At 63.6% G+C, this 21,581-nt stretch carries 18 protein-coding genes; 14 read left to right on the forward strand and 4 right to left on the reverse strand.

Annotated elements, in window-relative coordinates:
• Positions 1-103 precede the first annotated feature (103 nt).
• From LB557_RS15995 to LB557_RS16015, 5 genes are all read left to right on the forward strand, one after another.
• Positions 104-970, forward strand: a complete 867-nt coding sequence (locus LB557_RS15995) for a family 16 glycosylhydrolase (protein ID WP_224593844.1) — start codon at positions 104-106, stop codon at positions 968-970.
• A gap of 50 nt (positions 971-1,020) precedes the next feature.
• The gene (locus LB557_RS16000; RefSeq protein ID WP_015314220.1) at positions 1,021-2,352 is read left to right on the forward strand and encodes a UDP-glucose dehydrogenase family protein; all 1,332 of its coding nucleotides are present in this window, start codon (positions 1,021-1,023) and stop codon (positions 2,350-2,352) included.
• 65 nt (positions 2,353-2,417) lie between these two features.
• Positions 2,418-3,860 carry a GMC oxidoreductase gene (locus LB557_RS16005; protein WP_140821602.1) on the forward strand — a complete coding sequence of 481 codons (1,443 nt, stop codon included), beginning with the start codon at positions 2,418-2,420 and terminating at the stop codon, positions 3,858-3,860.
• A 22-nt stretch (positions 3,861-3,882) separates the two neighbouring features.
• The gene (locus LB557_RS16010; RefSeq protein WP_015314218.1) at positions 3,883-4,332 is read left to right on the forward strand and encodes a hypothetical protein; all 450 of its coding nucleotides are present in this window, start codon (positions 3,883-3,885) and stop codon (positions 4,330-4,332) included.
• 67 nt (positions 4,333-4,399) lie between these two features.
• A complete protein-coding gene (locus LB557_RS16015; RefSeq protein WP_224641598.1) occupies positions 4,400-5,479 on the forward strand; it encodes a glycosyltransferase in 1,080 nt (359 codons plus the stop codon).
• 27 nt (positions 5,480-5,506) lie between these two features.
• On the opposite strand, the gene LB557_RS16020 is transcribed toward LB557_RS16015, so the two are convergent.
• The gene (locus LB557_RS16020; RefSeq protein WP_015314216.1) at positions 5,507-6,529 is read right to left on the reverse strand and encodes a phosphoribosyltransferase family protein; all 1,023 of its coding nucleotides are present in this window, start codon (positions 6,527-6,529) and stop codon (positions 5,507-5,509) included.
• Positions 6,530-6,583: 54 nt separating this feature from the next.
• Positions 6,584-8,080, reverse strand: coding sequence for a lipopolysaccharide biosynthesis protein (locus tag LB557_RS16025; protein WP_224641600.1), 1,497 nt, complete (start codon positions 8,078-8,080; stop codon positions 6,584-6,586).
• Between the two features lie 185 nt (positions 8,081-8,265).
• Here LB557_RS16025 and LB557_RS16030 point away from each other — a divergent pair, with 185 nt between their 5' ends.
• From LB557_RS16030 to LB557_RS16055, 6 genes are all read left to right on the forward strand, one after another.
• Positions 8,266-9,438 (forward strand): glycosyl transferase family 1, encoded by a 1,173-nt coding sequence (locus LB557_RS16030; RefSeq protein ID WP_224641602.1) that lies wholly within the window; start codon positions 8,266-8,268, stop codon positions 9,436-9,438.
• A gap of 15 nt (positions 9,439-9,453) precedes the next feature.
• Positions 9,454-10,443, forward strand: a complete 990-nt coding sequence (locus LB557_RS16035) for a glycosyltransferase family 2 protein (protein ID WP_140714284.1) — start codon at positions 9,454-9,456, stop codon at positions 10,441-10,443.
• Positions 10,443-11,393, forward strand: coding sequence for a glycosyltransferase (locus tag LB557_RS16040; protein ID WP_224641604.1), 951 nt, complete (start codon positions 10,443-10,445; stop codon positions 11,391-11,393). Before LB557_RS16035 ends, LB557_RS16040 begins: the two co-directional genes overlap by 1 nt.
• Positions 11,383-12,351, forward strand: a complete 969-nt coding sequence (locus LB557_RS16045) for a glycosyltransferase family 2 protein (protein WP_224641606.1) — start codon at positions 11,383-11,385, stop codon at positions 12,349-12,351. The genes LB557_RS16040 and LB557_RS16045 overlap by 11 nt, the downstream gene beginning before the upstream one ends.
• 74 nt (positions 12,352-12,425) lie before the next feature.
• Entirely contained in the window at positions 12,426-13,322 is an 897-nt protein-coding gene (locus LB557_RS16050) for a UTP--glucose-1-phosphate uridylyltransferase (protein WP_023772481.1), read from the forward strand.
• A 148-nt stretch (positions 13,323-13,470) separates the two neighbouring features.
• The gene (locus LB557_RS16055) at positions 13,471-15,855 is read left to right on the forward strand and encodes a polysaccharide biosynthesis tyrosine autokinase (RefSeq protein ID WP_140660513.1); all 2,385 of its coding nucleotides are present in this window, start codon (positions 13,471-13,473) and stop codon (positions 15,853-15,855) included.
• Between the two features lie 93 nt (positions 15,856-15,948).
• On the opposite strand, the gene LB557_RS16060 is transcribed toward LB557_RS16055, so the two are convergent.
• Complete coding sequence (locus LB557_RS16060) at positions 15,949-17,031, reverse strand: acyltransferase family protein (protein ID WP_140660514.1); 1,083 nt, start codon at positions 17,029-17,031, stop codon at positions 15,949-15,951.
• Between the two features lie 146 nt (positions 17,032-17,177).
• Entirely contained in the window at positions 17,178-19,085 is a 1,908-nt protein-coding gene (locus LB557_RS16065) for a propionyl-CoA synthetase (RefSeq protein ID WP_224641608.1), read from the reverse strand.
• Between the two features lie 765 nt (positions 19,086-19,850).
• Here LB557_RS16065 and LB557_RS16070 point away from each other — a divergent pair.
• From LB557_RS16070 to LB557_RS16080, 3 genes are read left to right on the forward strand one after another with little or no spacing between them, the layout of a single operon-like run.
• Positions 19,851-20,153: a PqqD family protein gene (locus tag LB557_RS16070; RefSeq protein WP_015314206.1), complete on the forward strand. Its 303-nt coding sequence runs from the start codon at positions 19,851-19,853 to the stop codon at positions 20,151-20,153.
• Positions 20,153-20,590 carry a lasso peptide biosynthesis B2 protein gene (locus tag LB557_RS16075; protein ID WP_140614927.1) on the forward strand — a complete coding sequence of 146 codons (438 nt, stop codon included), beginning with the start codon at positions 20,153-20,155 and terminating at the stop codon, positions 20,588-20,590. Before LB557_RS16070 ends, LB557_RS16075 begins: the two co-directional genes overlap by 1 nt.
• On the forward strand, positions 20,587-21,573 hold the full coding sequence (locus LB557_RS16080) for a serine kinase (RefSeq protein WP_224641611.1): 987 nt from the start codon (positions 20,587-20,589) through the stop codon (positions 21,571-21,573). Before LB557_RS16075 ends, LB557_RS16080 begins: the two co-directional genes overlap by 4 nt.
• Positions 21,574-21,581: the final 8 nt, after the last annotated feature.

Here is a 21,581-nt window from a genome sequence, read left to right on the forward strand (position 1 = left end):
GCTGGACGTCGGGAGGGTGATTGAAAAGGTCAAGGTTGGCCCGTTTGGAAGCGGTTCGAACGTCGACTTTGGGTTGGGGACACAGCGCAAAGGTGAGTTAGTCATGAATTCGGATCCAAAGACCATGTCCACGACAGCAATCGACGCCCCTTCAGCCCTGCTTTCCTGGCGGCGGTCTGGTCTGGCTTTCGCTTTGCTGCTGGTCGCTCTTGGCAGCCTGCCGGCAACCCCGTCTCATGCGCAGGATATCCAGTCCGCGCCCTCTTTCGTCGACGATTTCAAGAATTTCGACCGCGAGCGTTGGTACGTTTCAGACGGCTGGACGAACGGCAGCCATCAGAATTGCACCTGGTCGAAAGGCTTGGTCAAGCTTTCCGATGGCGTTCTTTCGCTCGGATTCGCGAAGCAGAAGACCAAGGATCGCGAGTTTGCCTGCGGCGAGATCCAGACCAAGCAGCGTTTCGGCTATGGTACCTATGAGGCGCGGATGAAGACTGACACAGGCCCTGGCCTCAACGCGGCGTTCTTCTCCTATATCGGCCCATCCGACAAGCAGCCCTGGGACGAGATCGACTTCGAGATCCTGACCAAGGACACCTCCAAGGTGCAGGTCAATGCCTATATCGCCGGCAAGGGCAAGAACGAGAAGCTGGTCGACGTGCCGGGCGGCACCGACAGTGCCTTCAACGACTATGCCTTCGTCTGGGAGAAGGATAGCCTGCGCTGGTATCTCAACGGCCAGCTGGTGAACACCATCACCGATCCCGCGAAGCTGCCCAGCCATGCGCAGAAGATCTTCTTCAGCCTTTGGGGTAGCGACACCATGAAGGGCTGGATGGGAGCGTTTGCGGACCCGGGCCGCAAGCTTTCGCTGCAGGTCGAACGGGTCGCGTTCACCGCGCTGGGTCAGCCCTGCCAATTTCCGGAATCGCTGGTGTGTAGTGTAAAAGAGCTGGGAAAGACGAATTGAACCGGCAGGGCCGAGAAGCGGTCCGCTGCCCTGGATGGGAATGAAACCGAATGAACTTGACGGTGTTTGGAATTGGCTATGTCGGCTTGGTGCAGGCGGCGGTGCTTGCCGAGGTTGGCCACCAGGTTGTTTGCGTCGATATCGACGCAAACAAGGTGGAGCGGCTCAATCAGGGCCTCGTTCCGATCTTCGAGCCGGGTCTTGAAACCATCGTCAGGGAGAATCACGCCGCCGGCCGCATCAAGTTCACCACCGATGCGGCGGCAGCCGTCAGGCACGGCGAAATCCAGATGATCGCGGTCGGCACGCCGCCGGGCGAAGATGGTTCGGCCGACCTCAAATATGTGCTGGCGGTCGCCGAGACCATCGGCCGCGAGATGGATACCGCCAAGATCGTCGTCGGCAAGTCGACCGTGCCGGTCGGCACCTGCGAAAAGGTGAAGGCCAGGATCGCCGAGACGCTGAAGAAGCGGGGCCGCGAGGATCTGAGCTTCGACGTCGCCTCCAATCCCGAATTCCTCAAGGAGGGCTCCGCGGTCGCCGACTGCATGAAGCCCGACCGCATCATCGTCGGCACGTCGAGCGAGGAAACCGAGGCGGTGATGCGCGAACTCTACGCGCCCTTCAACCGCAACCACGAGAAGATGATCGTGATGGACGTGCGCAGCGCCGAATTCACGAAATACGCCGCCAATTGCATGCTGGCGACCAAGATCAGCTTCATGAACGAGATGGCCAACCTCGCCGAGCAACTCGGCGCCGACATCGAGGAAGTGCGCCAGGGCATCGGCAGCGACCCGCGCATCGGCTATCACTTCATCTATCCGGGTCTCGGCTATGGCGGCTCGTGCTTTCCCAAGGACGTCCGTGCCCTGATCAAGACCGCCGAGGGCGTCAAGTACGACGCCAAGCTGCTGCGCGCCGTCGAGGAGCGCAACAATGACCAGAAATCCGTTCTGTTCGACAAGGTGCACCGCTATTTCAAGGGTAACCTCAAGGGCAAGACCTTCGCGCTGTGGGGCCTGGCCTTCAAGCCCAACACCGACGACATGCGCGAGGCGCCCGCGCGCGTGCTGATGGAGGCGCTCTGGAACGCCGGCGCGGCCGTGCAGGCCTATGATCCCGAGGCCATGCAGGAATGCCAGGCCATCTACGGGCTGCGCGACGACCTGCTGTTGTGCGGCACCAAGGAGGCGGCTCTGCGCGGCGCCGATGCGCTGCTGATCGCCACCGAATGGAAGAGTTTTCGCGCACCGTCCTTCGATGCGCTGAAGGATGCGCTGACCACGCCGGTCATCTTCGATGGCCGCAACCTTTACGATCCCAAGGTCGTGGCGCGCCACGGCATCGAATATCACTCGATCGGCAGAATGGCGGCATGAGATCGGGCGCGGAGAGCCGAAAGCAGGATCGGGCCAAACGCCCGGCGTAGAAGGAATTGTAGCTGATGGTGCTGGACGTAAAGCCCGAGCAAGTCACCAAAGATCATTTCGATGTTGTCGCGATCGGTTCCGGCTTCGGTTCGGCTTTCTTCCTGCATGAATTCGCCAGGCGGCGTAAGGCGCGCATCCTGGTTCTGGAGTGGGGTCGCCACAACACGCATGAATGGCAGCTTGACCAGAACGTCAACACCGACATAGACGACGAGACGACCTACAGCACCAATTCCGACAAGCCGTGGAATTACACGATCGGGCTGGGTGGCGGGACCAATTGCTGGTTCGCGCAGACGCCAAGATTCCACCCCAATGATTTCAGGCTGAAAAGCACCTACGGCGTCGGCAATGACTGGCCGATCAGCTACGACGATGTCGAGCCGTTCTATTGCGACGCCGAAGACATCATGTCGATCTCCGGCGATCCCGACATGGCGGCGATGCTGCCGCGCTCGAAGCCCTTTCCGCAGCCACCGCATCGCATGTCGACGCCGGACAGGATGATGAAGGCGGCCCAGCCCGACCAGCATTTCGTCATGCCGACCGCACGGGCGCGCGTGCCGACCGCGCAACGCAGCTCCTGCTGCGCCAATCTGCGCTGCTGGCTGTGCCCGGTCGATGCCAAGTTCACCGCCAATAACGGCCTGATGCATGTCTTCGAGCATCCCGACGTTTCGGTCTGCCTCGGCTCCGAAGTGCGGCGGCTCGACCATGTCGGCGGCACGGTCCGTTCGGTCGCCTTCGTGCATGAGGGCAGGGAATATCAGGTAAGCGGCGACCTCTTCGTTCTCGGCGCCAATGCCATCCAGAGCGCGGCGATCATGCTGCGCTCGGGCCTGGGCGATGAATTCGTCGGGCGCGGCCTGCATGAATCCTATGGCTGGAATTTCGAGGTCTATCTCGACGGCGTCGACAATTTCGACGGCAGCACCATCACCACCGGCCTGAATTTCGGCCTCTATGACGGTCCGCACCGGTCCGAGCACGCGGCGGCCCTCGTTTATTTCGAGAACCGCTGGCAGCACGGGATGCGCGCAGAGAAGGGCCGGCTGCGCCAGGCGCTGCCGCTGGTCGTGGTCACCGAGAACCTGCTCGATCACGAGAATTTCGTCACCCTCGACGAGGCTGACAACGCCTTCGTCTCCTTCAAGGCGCCGTCGGACTATGCCGTCAAAGGCATGGCCCGGGCGCTGGACAAATTGCCCGGACTGCTTGCCCCGTTGCCTGTCGAACGGCTCTTCGACCGCGGCATCCGCCCAACGGAATCGCATGTCCAGGGCACGTTGCGGATGGGCACCGGCCCGGCCGATTCGGTGATCGACAGCAACATGATCCATCACCGGCTGAGAAACCTAGTCGTCGTCGGCACCAGCACCTATCCAAGCTGCTCCTGCGCCAACCCGAGCCTGACCGCGGCAGCTTTGTCCCTGCGCGCGGCGAGCCGGATGGCGTGACGGGAAGGGAAGGAGGTAACCCATGATGGAAATCTCACGGCGCTCGGTCTTGGCCATCATGGCGGGTGGAGTTGCATCGACTGGCGTGGCCTTCGCGGCGGTGTCTTCGTTTTCGGACGAGGACCTGGTTCGCGTCACGCTCGAAAAATACCTCGGCGGGTTGAACATGCGCATCGAGCACCTGCAGCAGTTCGTGCTGGAGTTCCGCAACCGCAATCCGTGGCTGTTTCCCAGCGAAAAACTGGGCGACGCCGTCACTTTGCTCGAGACGGCGAAGCTCGGCCAGGCACGCAAGTTGTTGCCCAAGCGGAAGCAGCGCGACCTCCGGCATTTCGACCGCTGGGTCGTGGCCGAATTTCACATGTTGACGGACTACGCCTCGCGCAGTTCGCCTAGTGATCCCATCCGGTTCACCGGATGGCAGCCATGCACAAATCCGTTCGCGACGCTTGATCCGCCAAAGACTGCGTGAGGCTGCACTTGACGCTGCCGTTCATCGGCCGTGGGCATTGAAACGCGATAGACGAGGAGCCAGGACCATGAAAGTTCTCTTTGCAGGCGGCAATGGCTACCCACCGGAGTTCAGCGGCGGCGTCCAGTCGAGCACTCATCATCTGGCCGAGCAGTTGATCGAGCATGGGCATGAGGCTGCGGTGCTCGCCGCGCTGTTTGGCGATGGTGTCTTCGGCTTCAAGGCGCGTGCCAAGATGAAGCTTTTGCGCCAGCCGGCGGTCGTCGACAGTTTTCCCGGCTATCCGGTGATCCGGGCGTGGTTTCCGTGGGAGGCGGCGGCCTTCGCCGTCAACAGGGTCAAGCCGGATGTGGCGGTGGTTCAGTGTCACAAGTCGGTTCCACTCGGCAAGGCGTTGCAGGCCAAGGGCGTGCCGCTGGTCGTCTACCTCCGCAACGTCGAGTTTCACGAGCTTGGGGGCGACCTGCGCGACCTGCATTCGGCGCTTTATATCGCCAATTCCGAATTCACCGCGCGTACCTACGCCAGGGAGTTCGACATCGAGGCGGCGGTGATCCCTCCGACCATCAATCCGGCCCACTACAGCACGCCGACTTCAGGCCAGTTCGTCACCCTGATCAACCCTTATGAGGAAAAGGGCTTCGAGCTTGCGGTGCGGATCGCCGCCGCGTGCCCCGAAATCCCGTTCCTGTTCGTCGAAAGCTGGAAGCTGGCGGACGATCACCGGGCACGCATCGAACAGACGATCACGCCGCTCGGCAATGTCACGCTGGAGAACCGCACCAGTGACATGAAGACGGTCTATGGCCGCACCCGGATCCTGCTGGCGCCCAGCAAATGGGAGGAGGCCTGGGGGCGGGTTGCCTCGGAAGCCCATTGCAGCGGCATTCCGGTCGTCGGTTCGCGCCGCGGTGGCTTGCCGGAAGCGGTCGGCCCTGGCGGCACGGTGCTCGACTATGATGCCCCGCTCGCCGAATGGGTCGCGGCCGTCAGGCTCTTGTGGAACGACAACAAGGAATATCAGCGGGTCTCGGCCCTCGCGCGCGGCTTCGCCGGCCGGCCGGAACTCGACCCCGACCGTCAGTTCGTCACCTTCTTCTCGATACTGGACAGAGCGGTGCAGCAGCGCGCACGCCAGGCCGCGTAGCCAAGCAGCGACCCGATCGGTTCTGTATCAGGCTGGGCGCTTGACCCTGTTCTTCAGCGTTTCATAGCCGCGTGCACCGAGCAGGGCGCGGGCAATGGTCTTGGCGGCGCTCTTGCGGCCCTCCTGCGAATTGACCTGACGCAGCCTCGCCGGCAGGTTTCGCGCGGCCTGGCCAAGTGCTGGCAGCGACAGCGCATCGGGAAAACTGACCATGTGCGTCTCGACGCACAGGACCGGTTTCCCCGACAGTTTGGCAATCCTCAGCGCCTGGGCATGTTCGCTTTCGATGAACAGGATGGCGTCGGATTTGCGATAGAAATCGGCCTTGAAACTGCCATGCGCGCCAAGCCGCTGGCGCTCCGCCTTGCTCGGCAGATCGAGCATGATCAGCTTGTCGTACTTGATCTCGTGCTTGGCCAGCCACGCCTCCGTCAACGCACGGTATTTCTCGAGCCGGCTGGTGACCAGCCAGCCGATCTTGTGGGTCACGGCATGAAGCGGCCGCGCCTCGCTGAGGAATTTTTCATAGGCCGGCCCGTCATCGTTCTCGGCCTCGGTCGGATCGAGACACAGCACCCCGTCTATATCGACACAGCATTGCGCCAGGAATTTATGATGCATGAAGTTCCACTGGAACATGCGCGGATGCGGCACGACCTCGAACACCAGATCGGTCTCCTGATGCTCCGGCTCCAGGCCGAAGACGGCGGCAAAGGTGTAGTCAGCCTCGATACCGCCGCTCTTGATGCGGGCACGGGCGTCGCGCATCGCATTACCGCCGGCGATGCTGTCGTCGATCACCAGCACCTTGCGCATGTCCGAAACCTTGCGGTCCAGGGCCGCGCGGCGCTTGGTGATGCCTGACGTGTAGACCCTGCCTTCGAGGAAGGAGTCCAGGTCAGTCATCGGAATGTTGGCCGCAAGGCTGACCAGCGTCGCCGCCAGCACGCCGCTTCTGGGCACGCCGACCACCAAGTCGATGTCGCGTGGCAGCCGATGAAGGTTGCTCACGATGGCGTCGTTCATGTCGGAGATCGATCGGTAGTGCATGGATCAGGCCTGATGCTCGGGTGGGATATGGGATAGACGACAAAGGCGCCGAAATTATTGCGCCTCGCGCGGCGTCGCCGCCGGCGCCCTTGCCGGCAGCATTTTCAAGGCCTCCCGCAAGGCTTCGCGCCCGGCGGCGAAGGTCAGCGCGACGACGATGGTGATCGCGTAGGCCAGGATGACGCCGCTTGCCAAGGCGACGACATGCTGCTGCGGCAGCATCGGCTTGACCAGCCAGACCGCCCCAAGCGCCAGATGCGCGCCAAGCACGAACGGCGCTGCCGTGCGCAGCACATGGCTGGCTTGCAGCGGTCCGCTCTTGCCGACATAGAGCCATAGGAAGGGCGTGCGCAGATACTCGCTGACCGCATAGGCGACCGCCACGCCCAGCGCGCCGTAGGGCAGGCCGAGCGCGAAGGCAAGCACCGAGGTCACCGCCGTGATGATGCCCCAGCGCATGAAGTCGCCGGAGCGGCCCTGGCTGACGAAAAGCCAACCAGCCGGATTGTTGAGTGGCTGCAGCAGGCCGGCAAAGCCAAGCGCCAGGAAGATCGAGGCGCTGGCGCGCCACTGCTCGCCGAGCACGAAGGGGATCAGCACATCCGACATCGCGGTGGCGAAGGCGACGCCGGGCAGCGCCACCAGAAGGATCAGCGGCATGACGCGCAAATAGGCGCTGCGATAGCGGTCCGGCTCGTCCTTCAGCCGCGACAGCGCCGGTACCATCACCTTCGACAGCGGGTTGGTGATCTGGCTAAGCGGGAACAGGAGCAGCTTGTAGGCGCGGTCGTAGAGTCCGAGCTGGGCCTCGCCCCAGTATTTGCCGATCAACACGTTGTCGAGATTGCGGGCGAAGAAATTGGCGAAATTGAAACCGGTGATCCCGGCACCGAAATTGATCAGCTCGCTGATCCCGGCGACCTTGCGCGGCATGCCTGGGCGCCAGCGCGAGCTGGCCCAGTAGCACAGCGTCGGCAGCACCGCGCCGGTCAGCGTGCCGGCAAACAGCGCCCAGTAGGAACGGTCGATGAAAGTCCAGGCGATCGAGACGGCCAGCCCCGCGACGGCCCCGGCGACGTCGATGATTGCCAGGCGGCCGAACTGCATGCGACGCGTCAGCAGCGCCAGATGCTGGGCTCCCAGGCCATAAGCAAGGATCTGCAATCCCAGTGCCGCCACCAGACTGGCGACGCGCGGCTCGCCATAGAAGGCTGCGACCAGGGGTGCCGCGCCCGCGAGCACGCAGGCGAGGACCGCGCTGACGGCGACATTGATCCAGAAGAGGTAGTTCACCTCCTCATGCCGGATGCCCGATTTCTGGATGGTCGCCTGGGTCAGGCCGAAATCCTGGAACAGGGCGATGAAGGCGAGCACAGGCGCGCACATGGCCACGACGCCGAAATCCTGCGGCGACAGGAGTCGCGACAGCACGATGACGGAAATGATCTGCGTGGCGACCCGCACCGATTGCGCCATTGCGGTCACGACGGCACCGCGGCCGACCGATTTGCGCAGGGAGCCTTCCGGCGGATCGAATGGATTGGCTTCCAAATTCAGGATTCCTGATCTTTGCGCGGATTTCGGAGCCCCGAAATCCACAACCGCCGCCGACCACAAACTACGGCAATAATTTTGCAGTGCAACAGAAAACGTGGAACGGCGCGCCAAAAATGTTGCGATGCAGCAAGAGCTGTACTAGGCTTCCCCTGGGTGGGTCAAACAGCGGTCGAGTTTTCATGCTGCATGTCTTGTACCTGGTACATGATGTTTCCGACCCGGCGGTTCGCCGGCGGATCACGATGCTCAGGACAGGTGGCGCCCGGGTTACCCTGGCGGGCTTCCGCCGCGCCGCCACTCCGATTGCCGATATCGAAGGTTTGCGGCCAATCGACCTTGGCGCGACGCGCGACGGGCGATTCGCCCAGCGCCTGGCGGCGGTGGCGAAAACAGCGGTTTCGATAGGTTCGAAGCTCAGGGACGTGCCGAAGCCCGACATCATCATCGCGCGTAACCTGGAAATGCTGGCGCTGGCCCGCCGCGCCCGGTCGGCTTTCGGCGCCGCTGTCCCAATCGTCTATGAATGTCTCGACATTCACCGCCTGGTGCTTCGCGACGATGTCCTGGGCAAGGCGCTGCGCGCCACCGAGCGTCATCTGGCGCGGGATGTGCGGCTGCTGGTGACCAGTTCGCCCGCCTTCATCGCCAATTATTTCAAGCCTTTCCGCCAGGTCGCGGCGCCGGTGGAACTGGTCGAGAACAAATATTTCGAGGCCGCGGCGATTCTGCCCGCCGAGCGCGAGGCGGTGGAAGGACCTCTCGCCCCGCCGTGGCGGATCGGCTGGTTCGGGGCGCTCCGGTGCCGCCGTTCGCTCGAACTGCTGGCCGGTTTCACGCGTCACATGGAGGGCCGGTTCGAAATCGTCTTGCGCGGCCGTCCGGCACTTTCCGAGTTCCCGGATTTCCATGCCTTTGTCGATGCCGAACCTTACATGTCGTTTCGCGGGCCGTACCGCAACCCGGAGGACATGGCGGGGATCTATCACGACGTCCATTTCTCCTGGGCGATCGACTTCTTCGAGGAGGGACAGAACTCCGAATGGCTGCTGCCCAACCGCCTTTATGAAGGCTGCCGCTTCGGCGCGGTGCCGATCTCGATGGACAACACCGAGACCGGACGGTTCCTTCGGCAGCGCGATATCGGCGTTTTGCTGCCGCAGGCCACGCCCGAGGCGCTCGAAACCGCGCTTGGCGGGATGGAACAGCACCGCTTCGGCAGGCTGAAGGCGCGCGTGCTGGCCCACAACCCGAGGATGTGGAGCTACGATCGCAGCGACTGCGGCGCCCTGGTCGAAAAACTGCGCCGCCTGACCACCGTGCGCGGGCCGCTCGCGACCGAGGCCCTGGCATAGGATGGACATCGCCCGATGACGCAAGCGCTTGCCTCCACTCTGATCGTGATCCCGTGTCTCGACGAGGCGACTCATATCGGCGCGCTGCTCGACCAGCTTTGCCCGGCGGCGGAACGGCTTGGCGCGCGGATCGTGGTTGCCGATGGCGGCAGCACCGACGGCACGCTGGCCATTGTCGGCGAGCGCCAGAGGAACGATCCTCGCATCATCCTGCTTCACAACGAAAAGCGCATCCAGAGCGCCGCGATCAACCTGGCGGTGGCCAAATTTGGCGAGGGTGCGCACTATCTTATCCGCATCGACGCCCATGGCGGCTATCCCGACGACTATTGCGACCGACTGGTCGAGGAGGCGTTGGCGACCGGCGCGGATTCGGTCGTGGTGTCGATGCTGACCAGCGGCAGCGGCACGGTGCAGAAAGCGGCGGCGGCGGCGCAGAACTCCAAGCTCGGCACCGGCGGCTCCAAGCATCGCCATCTCTCCGCCGGGGAGTGGGTCGACCACGGCCATCACGCACTGATGCGGATATCGGCCTTCCAGGCCGTCGGCGGCTATGACGAGACGTTCAGCCACAATGAGGATGCGGAACTCGACTATCGGCTGAGGCGGGCCGGCTACAGGATCTGGATGAGCGGCAGGACGCAGATGGTCTATTATCCGCGGACCTCGCTGCGCGGCCTTTATGTCCAGTATCTCGGCTATGGCCGCGGCCGCGCCAAGAACGTGCTGAAACATCGTGTGATCCCGAAGGTCAGGCAGATGGTGCCGCTGGCGGTCTTCCCGGTGGTTCTGCTGGCGGCCTTCTCCTTCGTGCACTGGATCGCGGCGCTGCCGCTATTGCTGTGGGTGGCGGTGTGCCTGGGCTACGGCCTGGTGGCGGCGATCAGCCAGCGCAATGCCGATATCGCGCTTGCCGGCGTCTCGGCGATGGTCATGCATTTCGGCTGGTCCGTCGGCTTCTGGCTGCAGCTTCTCGGCCTCGGCACGCGGCGGAGGGCGGCGTGATGGCGGTTGAGGTCAAGCATCGCAGCATCGACATCGGCGTGTGCACATTCCGGCGGCCGGAACTGGCCGACACGCTGCGCTCGCTCGCCGCCCTGGCCATGCCTGACGGCTTCGAGGTCGGCGTCATCGTCGCCGACAATGACGACACGCCGAGCGCCAGGGACCTGGTGACGGTGCTGTCGCAGGAATTGAAGTTGCCGGTCCGCTACCGGCATTGCCCGGCCCGCAACATCTCGATCGCTCGCAACGCTTGTCTCGAGGCCAGCGAGGCTGATTTCCTGGCCTTCATCGACGACGATGAGACCGCTACGGCCCACTGGCTCGCCGAACTGGTGGCAACGGCCGATAAAAGCGGCGCCGCCGCGGTTCTCGGCCCGGTGCGCGCGCTCTATCGTCCAGATGCGCCGGACTGGATGCGGCGCGGCGATTTCCATTCCACCTTGCCGGTCCGCGTGCACGGCGAAATCCGCACCGGCTACACCTGCAACGTCCTGCTGCGCATGGCATCCGACAGCTTGCGCGGCCGCCGCTTCAGCCTGGCGCGCGGCCAGACCGGCGGGGAGGACACCGAATTCTTCGACCAGATGCACAAGGCAGGCGGCCGGATCGCCTTTGCGCCGGAGGCATGGGTGGACGAGGCGGTGCCGAGGGCCAGGGCCGCATTCGACTGGCTCAGCCGCCGCCGCTTCCGGGTTGGCCAGACTCACGGCCATCTCCTGGGCCGCGGCGCCAGCGGCATCGCGCGAGTAAAGCAGGCCGGCCTTGCCGCGGCAAAGGCCGCTTTTTGCTTCGCCGCGGCACTTCCGGTTGCAGCCAGTCCGGTACGCAGGAACCGCAGTGTCTTGCGCGGCATCATGCATGTCGGCGTTGTCAGCGGTCTTGTCGGTGTCCGCGAACTGCGCCTCTATGGCCAGCCTTCACCAGGGGAAGGAGGCAAGCGTGCAGCCTGACATTTCGTCCGTGCCCGATGTTTCCTTTGTGATCGCCGCCTACAATGCCGAGGCAACCCTTGATAGGGCGGTCGCCAGCGCCATCGCCCAGAAGGGCGTCAGTCTCGAGATCATCGTCGTCGACGACAAGTCGCGTGATGCCACGCTCGATGTGGCGAGGGCCTATCCCGAGCATGTCGTGCGTGTCGTGGCGCTGGAAAAGAACAGGGGCCCCGGAGGGTCCAGGAATGCCGGGCTCGACGCCGCCCGCGGCAGGTGGATAGCGGTTCTCGATGCCGACGACGCCGTCTTTCCCGGACGCGTCGCCGCCATGATCGGCCGCGCCGAAAAGGCGGGCGCCGAGATCGCCGTCGACAATCTCCAGGTCGTCCGTGAGGACGGCGTGGTCGAGGACGCGATGTTCCCGCGCCAGTATCTGGAAGGCCTGCGCGAGATTTCGCTGGCGACCTACATCGCCGGCAACGTCGTCTTCGAATCGAAGTTCAATCTCGGCTATCTCAAGCCGATCTTCCTGCGCCGGTTCCTTGACGAAAACCGGCTTCGCTATGACGAGAAGCTGAGGATCGGCGAGGACTACATCCTGTTTGCCGAAGCCCTCGCCATGGGCGGCAGATGCGTGGTCGAGCCTGAAATCGGCTATGCCTATCATATCCGCAGCGGCTCCATCTCGCGCGTGCTCGAGCCTCATCACGTCGAGGCGATGCGCAAGGCCGACGAGATTTTCGCTCAAACCCATTCGATGGACGCGGCCGCGCAGGCGGCATTCGCCCGGCGCGGCCGCAGCCTGCGCAAGGCGGCCTCGTTCCTGGCGATGGTCCAGCACATCAAGGCGCGGTCCCCGCTCAAGGCGATCCGGACGGCGCTCAGCGACCCGGCGGCGGTCAGGCATATGGGCATGCCGATCGCCGTGCGGTTGCGAAGAGTAGCGGCACAGTTTGCCGTCGGGGCGGGGAGGTGAAGATGCAGGCACGTGGAGGGATTTTTCGTGGCCTGTGAATGGACTGTAGTCGATCTCCTCAGAAGGAATTTGCGATGAAGAAAATCAGGAAGGCCGTGATACCAGTGGCGGGGCTTGGAACACGGTTCCTGCCGGCGACCAAGTCGATGCCGAAGGAAATGCTTCCCGTCGTCGACAGGCCCGTCGTGCAATATGCGGTGGACGAGGCCTTCGAGGCCGGCATCGAGCACATCGTCTTCGTCACCGGCCGCAACAAGGCGGTCATAGAGGACTATTTCGACCTGCATCCGGAATTGATCGGAACCCTGGAGCAAACTGGCAAGAAGACTCAGCTGGAGACGCTCGAAAGCATGCTGCCAGTGGCCGGCGCCACCTCCTTCATCCGCCAGCAGTCGCCGCAAGGCCTCGGCCATGCCGTCTGGTGCGCCCGCGAGGTCATCGGCAACGAGCCCTTTGCCCTGCTTTTGCCTGACATGGTCTCCTTCGGCGGGCGCGGATGCCTGGCCGAGATCACCGACCTCTATGCGCAGACCGGCGGCAACGTCATCGCCGTCGAGCGTTGCGATCCCACCGAGACCAACAAATATGGCATTGTCGGCCGTGGCGCCGACATTGGCGGCGGTTTCGAGGTGACGGCCATGGTCGAAAAGCCGGCGCCGGCTAATGCGCCGTCGAACTTCTACATCAACGGCCGTTATATCCTGCAGCCCGAAATCTTCCAGCTTCTGGGCAACCAGCAGCGCGGCGCCGGCAACGAGATCCAGCTGACCGACGCCATGGTTCGCCTGTCGCAGGAGCAGCCATTCTTTGCCCAGCCTTTCAAGGGGCGCATGTTCGACTGCGGTTCCAAGGAAGGGTTCATCCAGGCCAATATCGCCTTCGCGCTGGCGCGCGACGACATGAAGGGCCCGGTTTTCGAGATGCTCCGGGAGTTCGTCCGGACGCATGAACGCCAGGAAGAAGCCGCATAATGCCCATCTTTCGGGAGTATTGTCGGGTGGCTGACGGCGGAGGCGCCGGCCGGCTCCGCGCTGTCCGGCACCAAGCGTGTGTCGCGCCTGCCAATGCTCCCGATCTCTCCGGGGCCTGCGAGCGAGACAAGCCAGAATTGGACCGAAGATGAACTATGCCAATTTTCCTCTCGACAAGAGGATGCCATTGCCGAATTCGGAAGCAGGAGACGGCGACGACTTCATCGACATCGAGCGGCTGCTTGGCATGGCCGCACGGCAGGCCAAGGTGGTTGGCGTGTGCGCCGTCATCGGCCTCTTCCTGGGCATGCTCTATCTGCAGACCACGCCGCCAAAATTCGTGTCGGTTTCCAGCGTGTTGATCGATGAAGGTCTGAACAAGATCGTCGACGACATCTCGGCGGCATCGACGACGATGCAGACCGATTCCGCGATTCTGAGCCAGATCGAGATCCTGACCTCGACGCGGCTTGCCGCCGTGGTCGTCGACAAGCTCAAGCTCGACCAGAACGACACGTTCATGAACCCGCCCCAGTCGGCCCTTGCCCAGGGCGTCGGCCTGATCCGTGGTCTGATCCAGTATGTTCGTCCGAGCAGCCCGGTCATGCCGGGCGTCGGCGATATCACCAAGCTCGACCCCGCCGCGCGCGATGCGCTGATCGCCACGTCGCGCCGCGACTACGCGATCCTCAAGCTGCAGAACGAGATCAGGGCGGATCGCGTCGGGCGAAGCTACGTTATCGCGCTTGGCTACCAGGCGACGGATCCGGCATTGGCGAAGGCCATCACCAAGGCCTATGCAGACGCTTATCTCGCCGACCAGCTCGATGCCAGCTTCGACGCCACCGAGCGCGCGGCGGTCTGGCTGCAGGGCCGGCTAACCGAACTGCGCGAGAGCTCGCAGCAGGCATCGCTGGCGGTCGAGAAATTCAGGGCCGAACACGGCCTGTCCGCCAACAGCGACGGCCAGCTGATGAGCGACAAGCAGCTCGCCGACCTGAACGCCCAGCTCATCGTGGCGCAGGCCGACACCGCGCGTGCCAGCGCCCGTTACCAGCAATACAAGTCGATCGTCGACAGCGGCTCGGACAACGCTTTCAAGGATGCCGCCATATCCAGCGACCAGCCAGCCAGCTCGGTCATTGCGGCGTTGAAGACCCGCTACCTCACGGTCGCCAAACGGCAGCAGGATGTCGAGGCGAATTTCGGCCCGCAGCATCCGCAGGCGGTGGCGCTCGCCAAGGAGAAGGCCGATATCTCGACGCAGATCTTCGGCGAACTGAAGCAGCTCACCGAAAGCTACCGCAACGAGTATGAGGTGGCGTTGGCGCGCGAGACCGCGCTCAGGGCCAATGTCGCCGCCGCGCAGGGCAAGAGTTCGATCGACAACCAGTCGCAGGTCCAATTGCGTGATCTCGACCAGAAGGCGACGGCACTCTCCACGCTCTACCAGACGTTCCTCGGACGCTACGAGGAAGCCGCGCAGCAGCAATCCTTCCCGGTCGGCAAGATCCGCATCATCTCGGATGCGTCGACGCCGCTTGCCGCCTCGAGCCCGCGCACCGTCATCGTGCTCGGCCTTTCGCTGGTGCTCGGGGTTCTGATGGGCGCCGGCTTCGGCGGCCTCAACGAGTTCAACGAGCGGTTCTTCAGGACCGGCGAGGAGGTCCGCGACCGCGTCGGCCTCAAATTCCTCGGGTACCTGCCGACCATCGGCAGCAAACCGAGCAAGGAAGACAAGCCAGCCGAACCCGATCTCAAGGTCGCCAGATCGCCGGCCGCGATCGAAAGGCGCGCACGGATGCGGGTGAGCATCGACGCTCCGGCATCGATGTTCTCCGAAACGCTGCGCAGCGCCAAGATCGCCTTCGATGTGGTGATGGAAGGGCAAGGCAGCCGCGTCATCGGCGTGATCTCGGTCCTGCCCGGCGAAGGCAAGTCGACGGTCGCGGCCAATCTCGCCGGGCTGCTCGCCGCCAATGGCTCCAGGACGCTGCTCATCGACGGCGATCTGCGCAATCCGGGCCTTAGCCGCAGCCTCGGCATGGAAGCCGAGCAAGGCTTGATGGAAGCGGTGGTGAGCGGCCAGACTTGGCAGTCCGTCGGCAAGATCGACAGGCAGACCAAGCTGGCGATCATTCCGGCTGTGCTGCGCGGGCATTTCTCGCACACCAGCGAGCTTCTCTCCTCGGCCGGCATGCGGCGTTTCATCGAGAACGCCAAGGAGACCTTCGAATACATCGTCGTCGATCTCCCGCCGCTTGGCCCGGTGGTCGACGCCAAGGCCTTCGCGCCGCTGGTCGACGGCTTCGTGCTCGTCACCGAATGGGGCCGCACGCCGCGCGCCATGGTGCGTTCGATGCTGGAATCCGAACCCTATGTCGCCAACAAGATCGTCGGCGCGGTGCTGAACAAGGTCGATCTGAAGAAGCTCGCCAAATACGGGTCGTTCGGCGCGTCGGAGAAATTCTTCGACAAGTACTCGAGCTATTATCTCGACAAGTCGGAAGTGCGTTCGAAGGCGGCGGTCTGAGATAAGGCCGTTGCCATCATGTCTTGAACCTGCGCACCGTCCGGCCGCCGTTCATGCGGCCGGACATGAGGCGGAGCGGCGTATAGCTCGAGGCTATGCCGCCTTCAGCCGGTAACGGAAAAGCGTGTGGTCGAGCAGCAGCCGGATGCGCGGTTCGGCCTCGGTTGCCACCAGCCAGCTTGCCGCGATCATGGTCGCGCCGACCATTGCCATCGACAGGAGATAAGGCAGCCCGGAGCGCACCATGGCGCCGAGCATCGCCGCGCCGATGACGTCGTGGATCAGATAGAGCGGATAGGTCATCAGGCCGATCCGGCGCCAGCCGCTCCATCTGAGATCAAGCGTGAGCGACCACGCCATCAGCGCGATGGCCGCGAGGAAGATCAAGATTGGCGGCCCGTACGGCATCACGGCTCCGACTTTGATGCTATGGACGTCGACGGAGCTGGCGATCTGCAGCACCCCACCGCCGAGGAACAGCAGGCAGAAGCCAAGGCGAGACGCCGTCACCGCCTTGAACCGCATCAGCCAGATGAGCACGCCGACCGCGAAGAATGAGCCATGATGCACCAGCACGAGCTGCAGCCACCGCGTCTCGGCGAAGGCGGACCAGCCGAGCGGATAATAAAGGCACCAGAACAGCGTGCTGACCATGCCGATGACGATGGCAACCCTTTCCATCAGGTTGAAACGGCCGAGCCGCAGCAGGATCCAGACGATGGCGTAGAAGGCGATTTCGATGCCGAGCGTCCAGTAGACGCTGTCCACCCAGGGACCATAAGGCGCGAACAGGCCGGTGCGCACGAGCCGAACCACCGCATCGGTCGGCCAGCTCAAGCCGATCAGCAGCAACAGCGCCGTGGTGATCGGGGCACAAATCCAGACCGCCGGCGCCAGCCTTTTGACCCTTGCCTCGAAAAACCGCAGCGGCGTCGAATTCTCGGCGCTGAAGGCAATGACGAAACCGCTGATGACGAAGAAGATCTCGACGCCGACCCAGCCGGACCCGACCCAGGCGCCGATCCCAGGCTGCGCCGGAACGCCACCAGTCGCTTGCGCCGAGATGCCGTCGGGATAGGCCCAGACCCAGAAGCCGTAGTGATAGACCATGACCAGCACGGCGGCGAGAAACCGCAGGATGTCGATACCGCCAAAGGTTATTTTTTTCTGAGCCATGCGATCCAATCGAATGGCCCCCCGCGGGAACTGTAGGGCGGAATGTTGCATCGCACAATCTACGATTGCGCCCAGCGGTCATCACAAAGTTCGCCGCGTCGCAACATCGCGCAACGGTAGCTCCAGTCAGGTCCCGGCAGTGCTCCTTAGACGCCGATTCCGCGCTCCGTCAGGGCAGCGGTGATCTCATCGAGGATGGCGGGGTCGTCGATGGTTGCAGGCATCATCCACGCTTCCTTGTCGGCGATCTTCTGCATGGTGCCGCGCAGGATCTTGCCCGAGCGCGTCTTGGGCAGGCGCTTAATCGTCACCACGGTCTTGAAGGCGGCCACCGGGCCGATGCGCTCGCGCACCAGCGCGACGACCTCCTTCTCGATGGCGGCGCCGTCGCGCGCGACACCGGCGTTCAGCACCACGAAGCCGAGCGGAATCTGGCCCTTCATCGCATCGGCGATGCCGACGACGGCGCATTCGGCGACATCGGGATGGGCGGCCAGCACCTCTTCCATGGCGCCCGTCGACAATCGGTGGCCGGCAACGTTGATGATATCGTCGGTGCGGGCCATCACGTAGAGATACCCGTCCTCGTCGATCATGCCGGCATCGGCCGTCTTGTAGAAGCCGGGGAACTCATCGAGATAGGCCTGGCGGAAGCGGGCATCGGCGTTCCACAGGGTCGGCAGGCAGCCCGCGGGCAGCGGCAGCTTGACCACGACATTGCCGAGCGTGCCGCGCGGCACCTCATGGCCGGCATCGTCGAGCACGCGGATATCGTAGCCGGGCATCGGTACCCCGGGCGAGCCGTACTTCACCGGCAACAGGCCGAGCCCAGCGGGGTTGATCGTCATCGGCGATCCGGTCTCGGTCTGCCACCAATGATCGACCACCGGCACGTTCAGCTTCTGCTCCGCCCATTTGATGGTTTCGGGGTCGGCGCGTTCGCCGGCCAGGAACAGGGTGCGGAATTTCGACAGATCGTATTTCGGTACGAACTCGCCTTTGGGATCCTGCCCCTTGATGGCGCGGAAGGCAGTCGGCGCGGTGAACAACGCAACCACGCCATGTTCCGCGATAACGCGCCAGTAGGTGCCGGCGTCGGGCGTGCCGATCGGCTTGCCTTCGAACAGGATGCTGGTGCAGCCATGCAGCAGCGGGCCGTAGACGATGTAGGAATGGCCGACCACCCAACCGACATCGGACGCCGCCCAGAACACTTCCCTGGGCTTCACGCCGAACTCGTTTTCCATCGTCCATTTCAGCGCGACCATGTGGCCGCCATTGTCCCGCACGATGCCCTTGGGCTGGCCCGTCGTGCCTGACGTGTAGATGATGTAGAGTGGGTCGGTGGCCAGCACCGGCACGCAGTCGACATTGGCGCCGGCTGCGCGCTCACGAGCGACGGCGTCGGCATAGTCGATGTCGAAATGGTCCTTCAAATCGCAGCGCAGCTGATCGCGCTGCAGGATCAGGCAGGCGTCCGGCTTGTGGCGGGACATCTCGATCGCCTTGTCGAGCAGCGGCTTGTAGGCGACGACCCGCCCCGGCTCCAGGCCGCAGGAGGCCGAGATGATCAGTTTCGGTTTTGCGTCGTCGATGCGGGTGGCAAGCTCATGCGAGGCAAAGCCGCCGAACACGACCGAATGCACCGCGCCGATGCGGGCGCAGGCGAGCATGGCGATGGCCGCTTCCGCCACCATCGGCATGTAGATGATGACGCGGTCACCCTTGCCGACGCCGCGGTTCTTTAAAACCGAGGTCAGCGCCACCACCTCGCGCTTCAGTTCGGCATAGGTGAACTTTTTCACCGTGCCGGTGATGGCGCTGTCGTAAATCAGCGCGATCTGGTCGGCCCGCCCGCCGGCGACATGCCGGTCAAGGGCATTGTAGCAGGTGTTGCAGGTCGCGCCGGTGAACCAGCGGCCGTAGACGCCGGCGGTGGCATCGAACACCCTGTTCCAGGGCGAATACCAGTCGATGGCGCCGGCCGCGTCGGCCCAGAATTTTTCCGGGTCGCGTTTCCAGCCGTCATAGATCTCGTGATAGCGTGAAGCCATCCGTACCCTCCCGGAAACCATTTGCCGTCTTTGCAAACAGCCTATGCTGTTTTTTCCGGCGCTGTCTTCCCTGATTTTCGTTTGAACCGGTCTTGTCCTGACCGGGATGCCCGCTGTCCGACGATATCGAGCGGGAGGATGTGAGCGCATGCGCCATCAATGGTCGATCGGGACCAGGCTCGAGGAACCGTCCGACCTCCTACAGCCTGTCGGAATCCTGTGAATACACACCGGCAGGCAAGCCGGCGGTAATCGTCGGGCTGTGCAGCGCTTCAGCCGGGGTTTTAAGGGTGCGATCGCCGCTTGATAGCGGTGACCGGACAACCCCGCTGAACAATCTGTCGATTGCCGTCTAACAAGCCGGATTCGTTGGGCGAATGTCGACGGCGCTAGATCGGCAAGGCCACCAGCATGAGGCCGACGCCGCCGAAGATCAAAATGGCTGTCGCCAGAGCTTTTCGATGACGTTCGAAAGTCGTCGGAGCCCGCTCCCAATTGTAACGCATACGCTATCTCCCCAAGACCCGGGGAGTTCTTACCTTACTGGAGGGAAGAAAAGCAACGGGCCTGCCGGTCAGCATGCTTGCCTGGCGCGCCATTCCGACGACTATTTTCTGGGACGATTTTCGACGCTGGATGGATGTTGCGGCCTGACAAGCGTGCTGCAAGCATAGAGCCACGCGAGCCATCCCGGCCGGCCAATAGACAGCGCCCCACCACCGCGCTATCTCATTTCCGGGTTTTGCATGGCTTTTGGGGTTCGTTATGGAAATTGCCTCTGGAACGGTTCTGCGACTGGCGGACGATGCCTCGGTTCAGCATGTCGGCGACGGCGCGGTGGTGCTTTTGGCGCGCAGCGGCCAGCTTTATACCTGCAACGGGACGACCGAAGCCTTTCTCGACAAGGTGGATGGCGCGCGCAGCCTCGGCCAGATCGTCGGCCTGCTTTGCGAGGAGTTCGAAATCGACAAGGGCACGCTTGACGAGGACATGGCGGCGCTGGCCAGCGATCTGGTCTCGGAAGGCATTCTCGCTGCTCCAGGCTTGATGGCTGAAGGCACCGCTTGATGGTGGACGGTCCTCTCCTGCGCGCCTTGTTCCGCTGTCATCTCTGGGCAAGCGCGCGGCTGATGCCAATTCTCATTGCCAATCGCAGCTTCGAGGACGTGCTGAAATGGGCGCCGCTCGCCTCGCCGGCGCCCTATCGCGGCCTGCCTGCCCCCTACATTGTCGCCCGCGTCAACCGTGCCGTGCGTCATCCCTGGCTGATGCGTGACCGCAGATGCTTGCGGGAGGGCTTGCTCGGCCATCGCTTCCTGCGCCTTGCCGGTTTCGATCCGCAGCTGCGTTTCGGCGTCGATCCGAAGTCGCTGCAAGCGTCGCGGCTGGCGGCGCATTGCTGGGTGTGCCTGGACGGCAAGCCGGTGGTCAGTGACAGCCTTCCCGGCATGGTCGAGATCTACCGTCACCCCGCCACCGCCGCCACGAAGGTGCGCTCCGCTTGACCAGACCTTCAGTATTCTATGACCTCAATGGCCAGATCCTCGGCATATCGGCCGAGCGCCCCGGCCTGTGGCAGGATTTCGACGGGATGCTGGGCACCTTGCGTGTCACAGGTCCCGTCGAGCCGAATTTTCGCCTCGAGATCACAGAGGCGGACGTTCTGGACGAAGCGCCCGGCGGATCGCTCGTCTTCGAGGGCGAGATACCGGAGGACGGCTACTGCCGGATGATCGCGGATGGCGGCACGGTCCATCTCGTCTTTCCCGAACGCCAAGCCGTTGTCGTCAATGACGAGGAGGGTTGGGCCGAACTCCGGGTTCGTCCCGGTGCGAAGGCCGCCTGGACGCCATCGATGCTGGTGTTGGACGCAGCACTCGACGCAGGCGGCCAGCATATGCTGCACACGGCCGGGCTGACGTTGCCGGGCCGCGACGCCGTCGTGCTGATCCATGCCCCGAGCGGCACCGGCAAGACCACCACATCGCTGGCCTTGGCAACGCGAGGATTCGGCCTGTGCTCCGACGACGCCATGATCCTGAATCTCGCTTCCCCCTCGCCTGCCGCCTGGGGTTTGCCGCGCCATGTCAAGATCCATGAGAAGACCGCGCGGATGATCCCGCTTGTGGCGCCATGCCTCGGTCTGTCATGGGACCGCAATGGCGAACAGGCTGTTTCGCTGGAAAAGCTGAGTGGGATCGTAAAAATCGAAAGTCCGACCGCCCGTCCGGTCGCAGCGCTCCTGCATCTTGCGCGATCCGGCGACGAAGAGACCCGGCTCGCGCCCATGGCCCGGACCGACGCGATGGTGGCGCTGGCGATGGACAATGTCCGCACCGGCGCGACCGGTCTGCTGCCGCTGCAGAAGCGCAGGTTGGCGGCGATCCGCGGACTGGTGTCGTCGGTGCCGACCTTTACCCTGGAAGTAGGCGTGCGTCCGGCCGATGCGGCGGCGCTGATAAGCGCTAGGTTGGCATCACTGGACTGACGGTCCGC

The organism is Mesorhizobium sp. BR115XR7A, assembly GCF_020165315.1.
GTDB lineage: Bacteria > Pseudomonadota > Alphaproteobacteria > Rhizobiales > Rhizobiaceae > Mesorhizobium > Mesorhizobium australicum.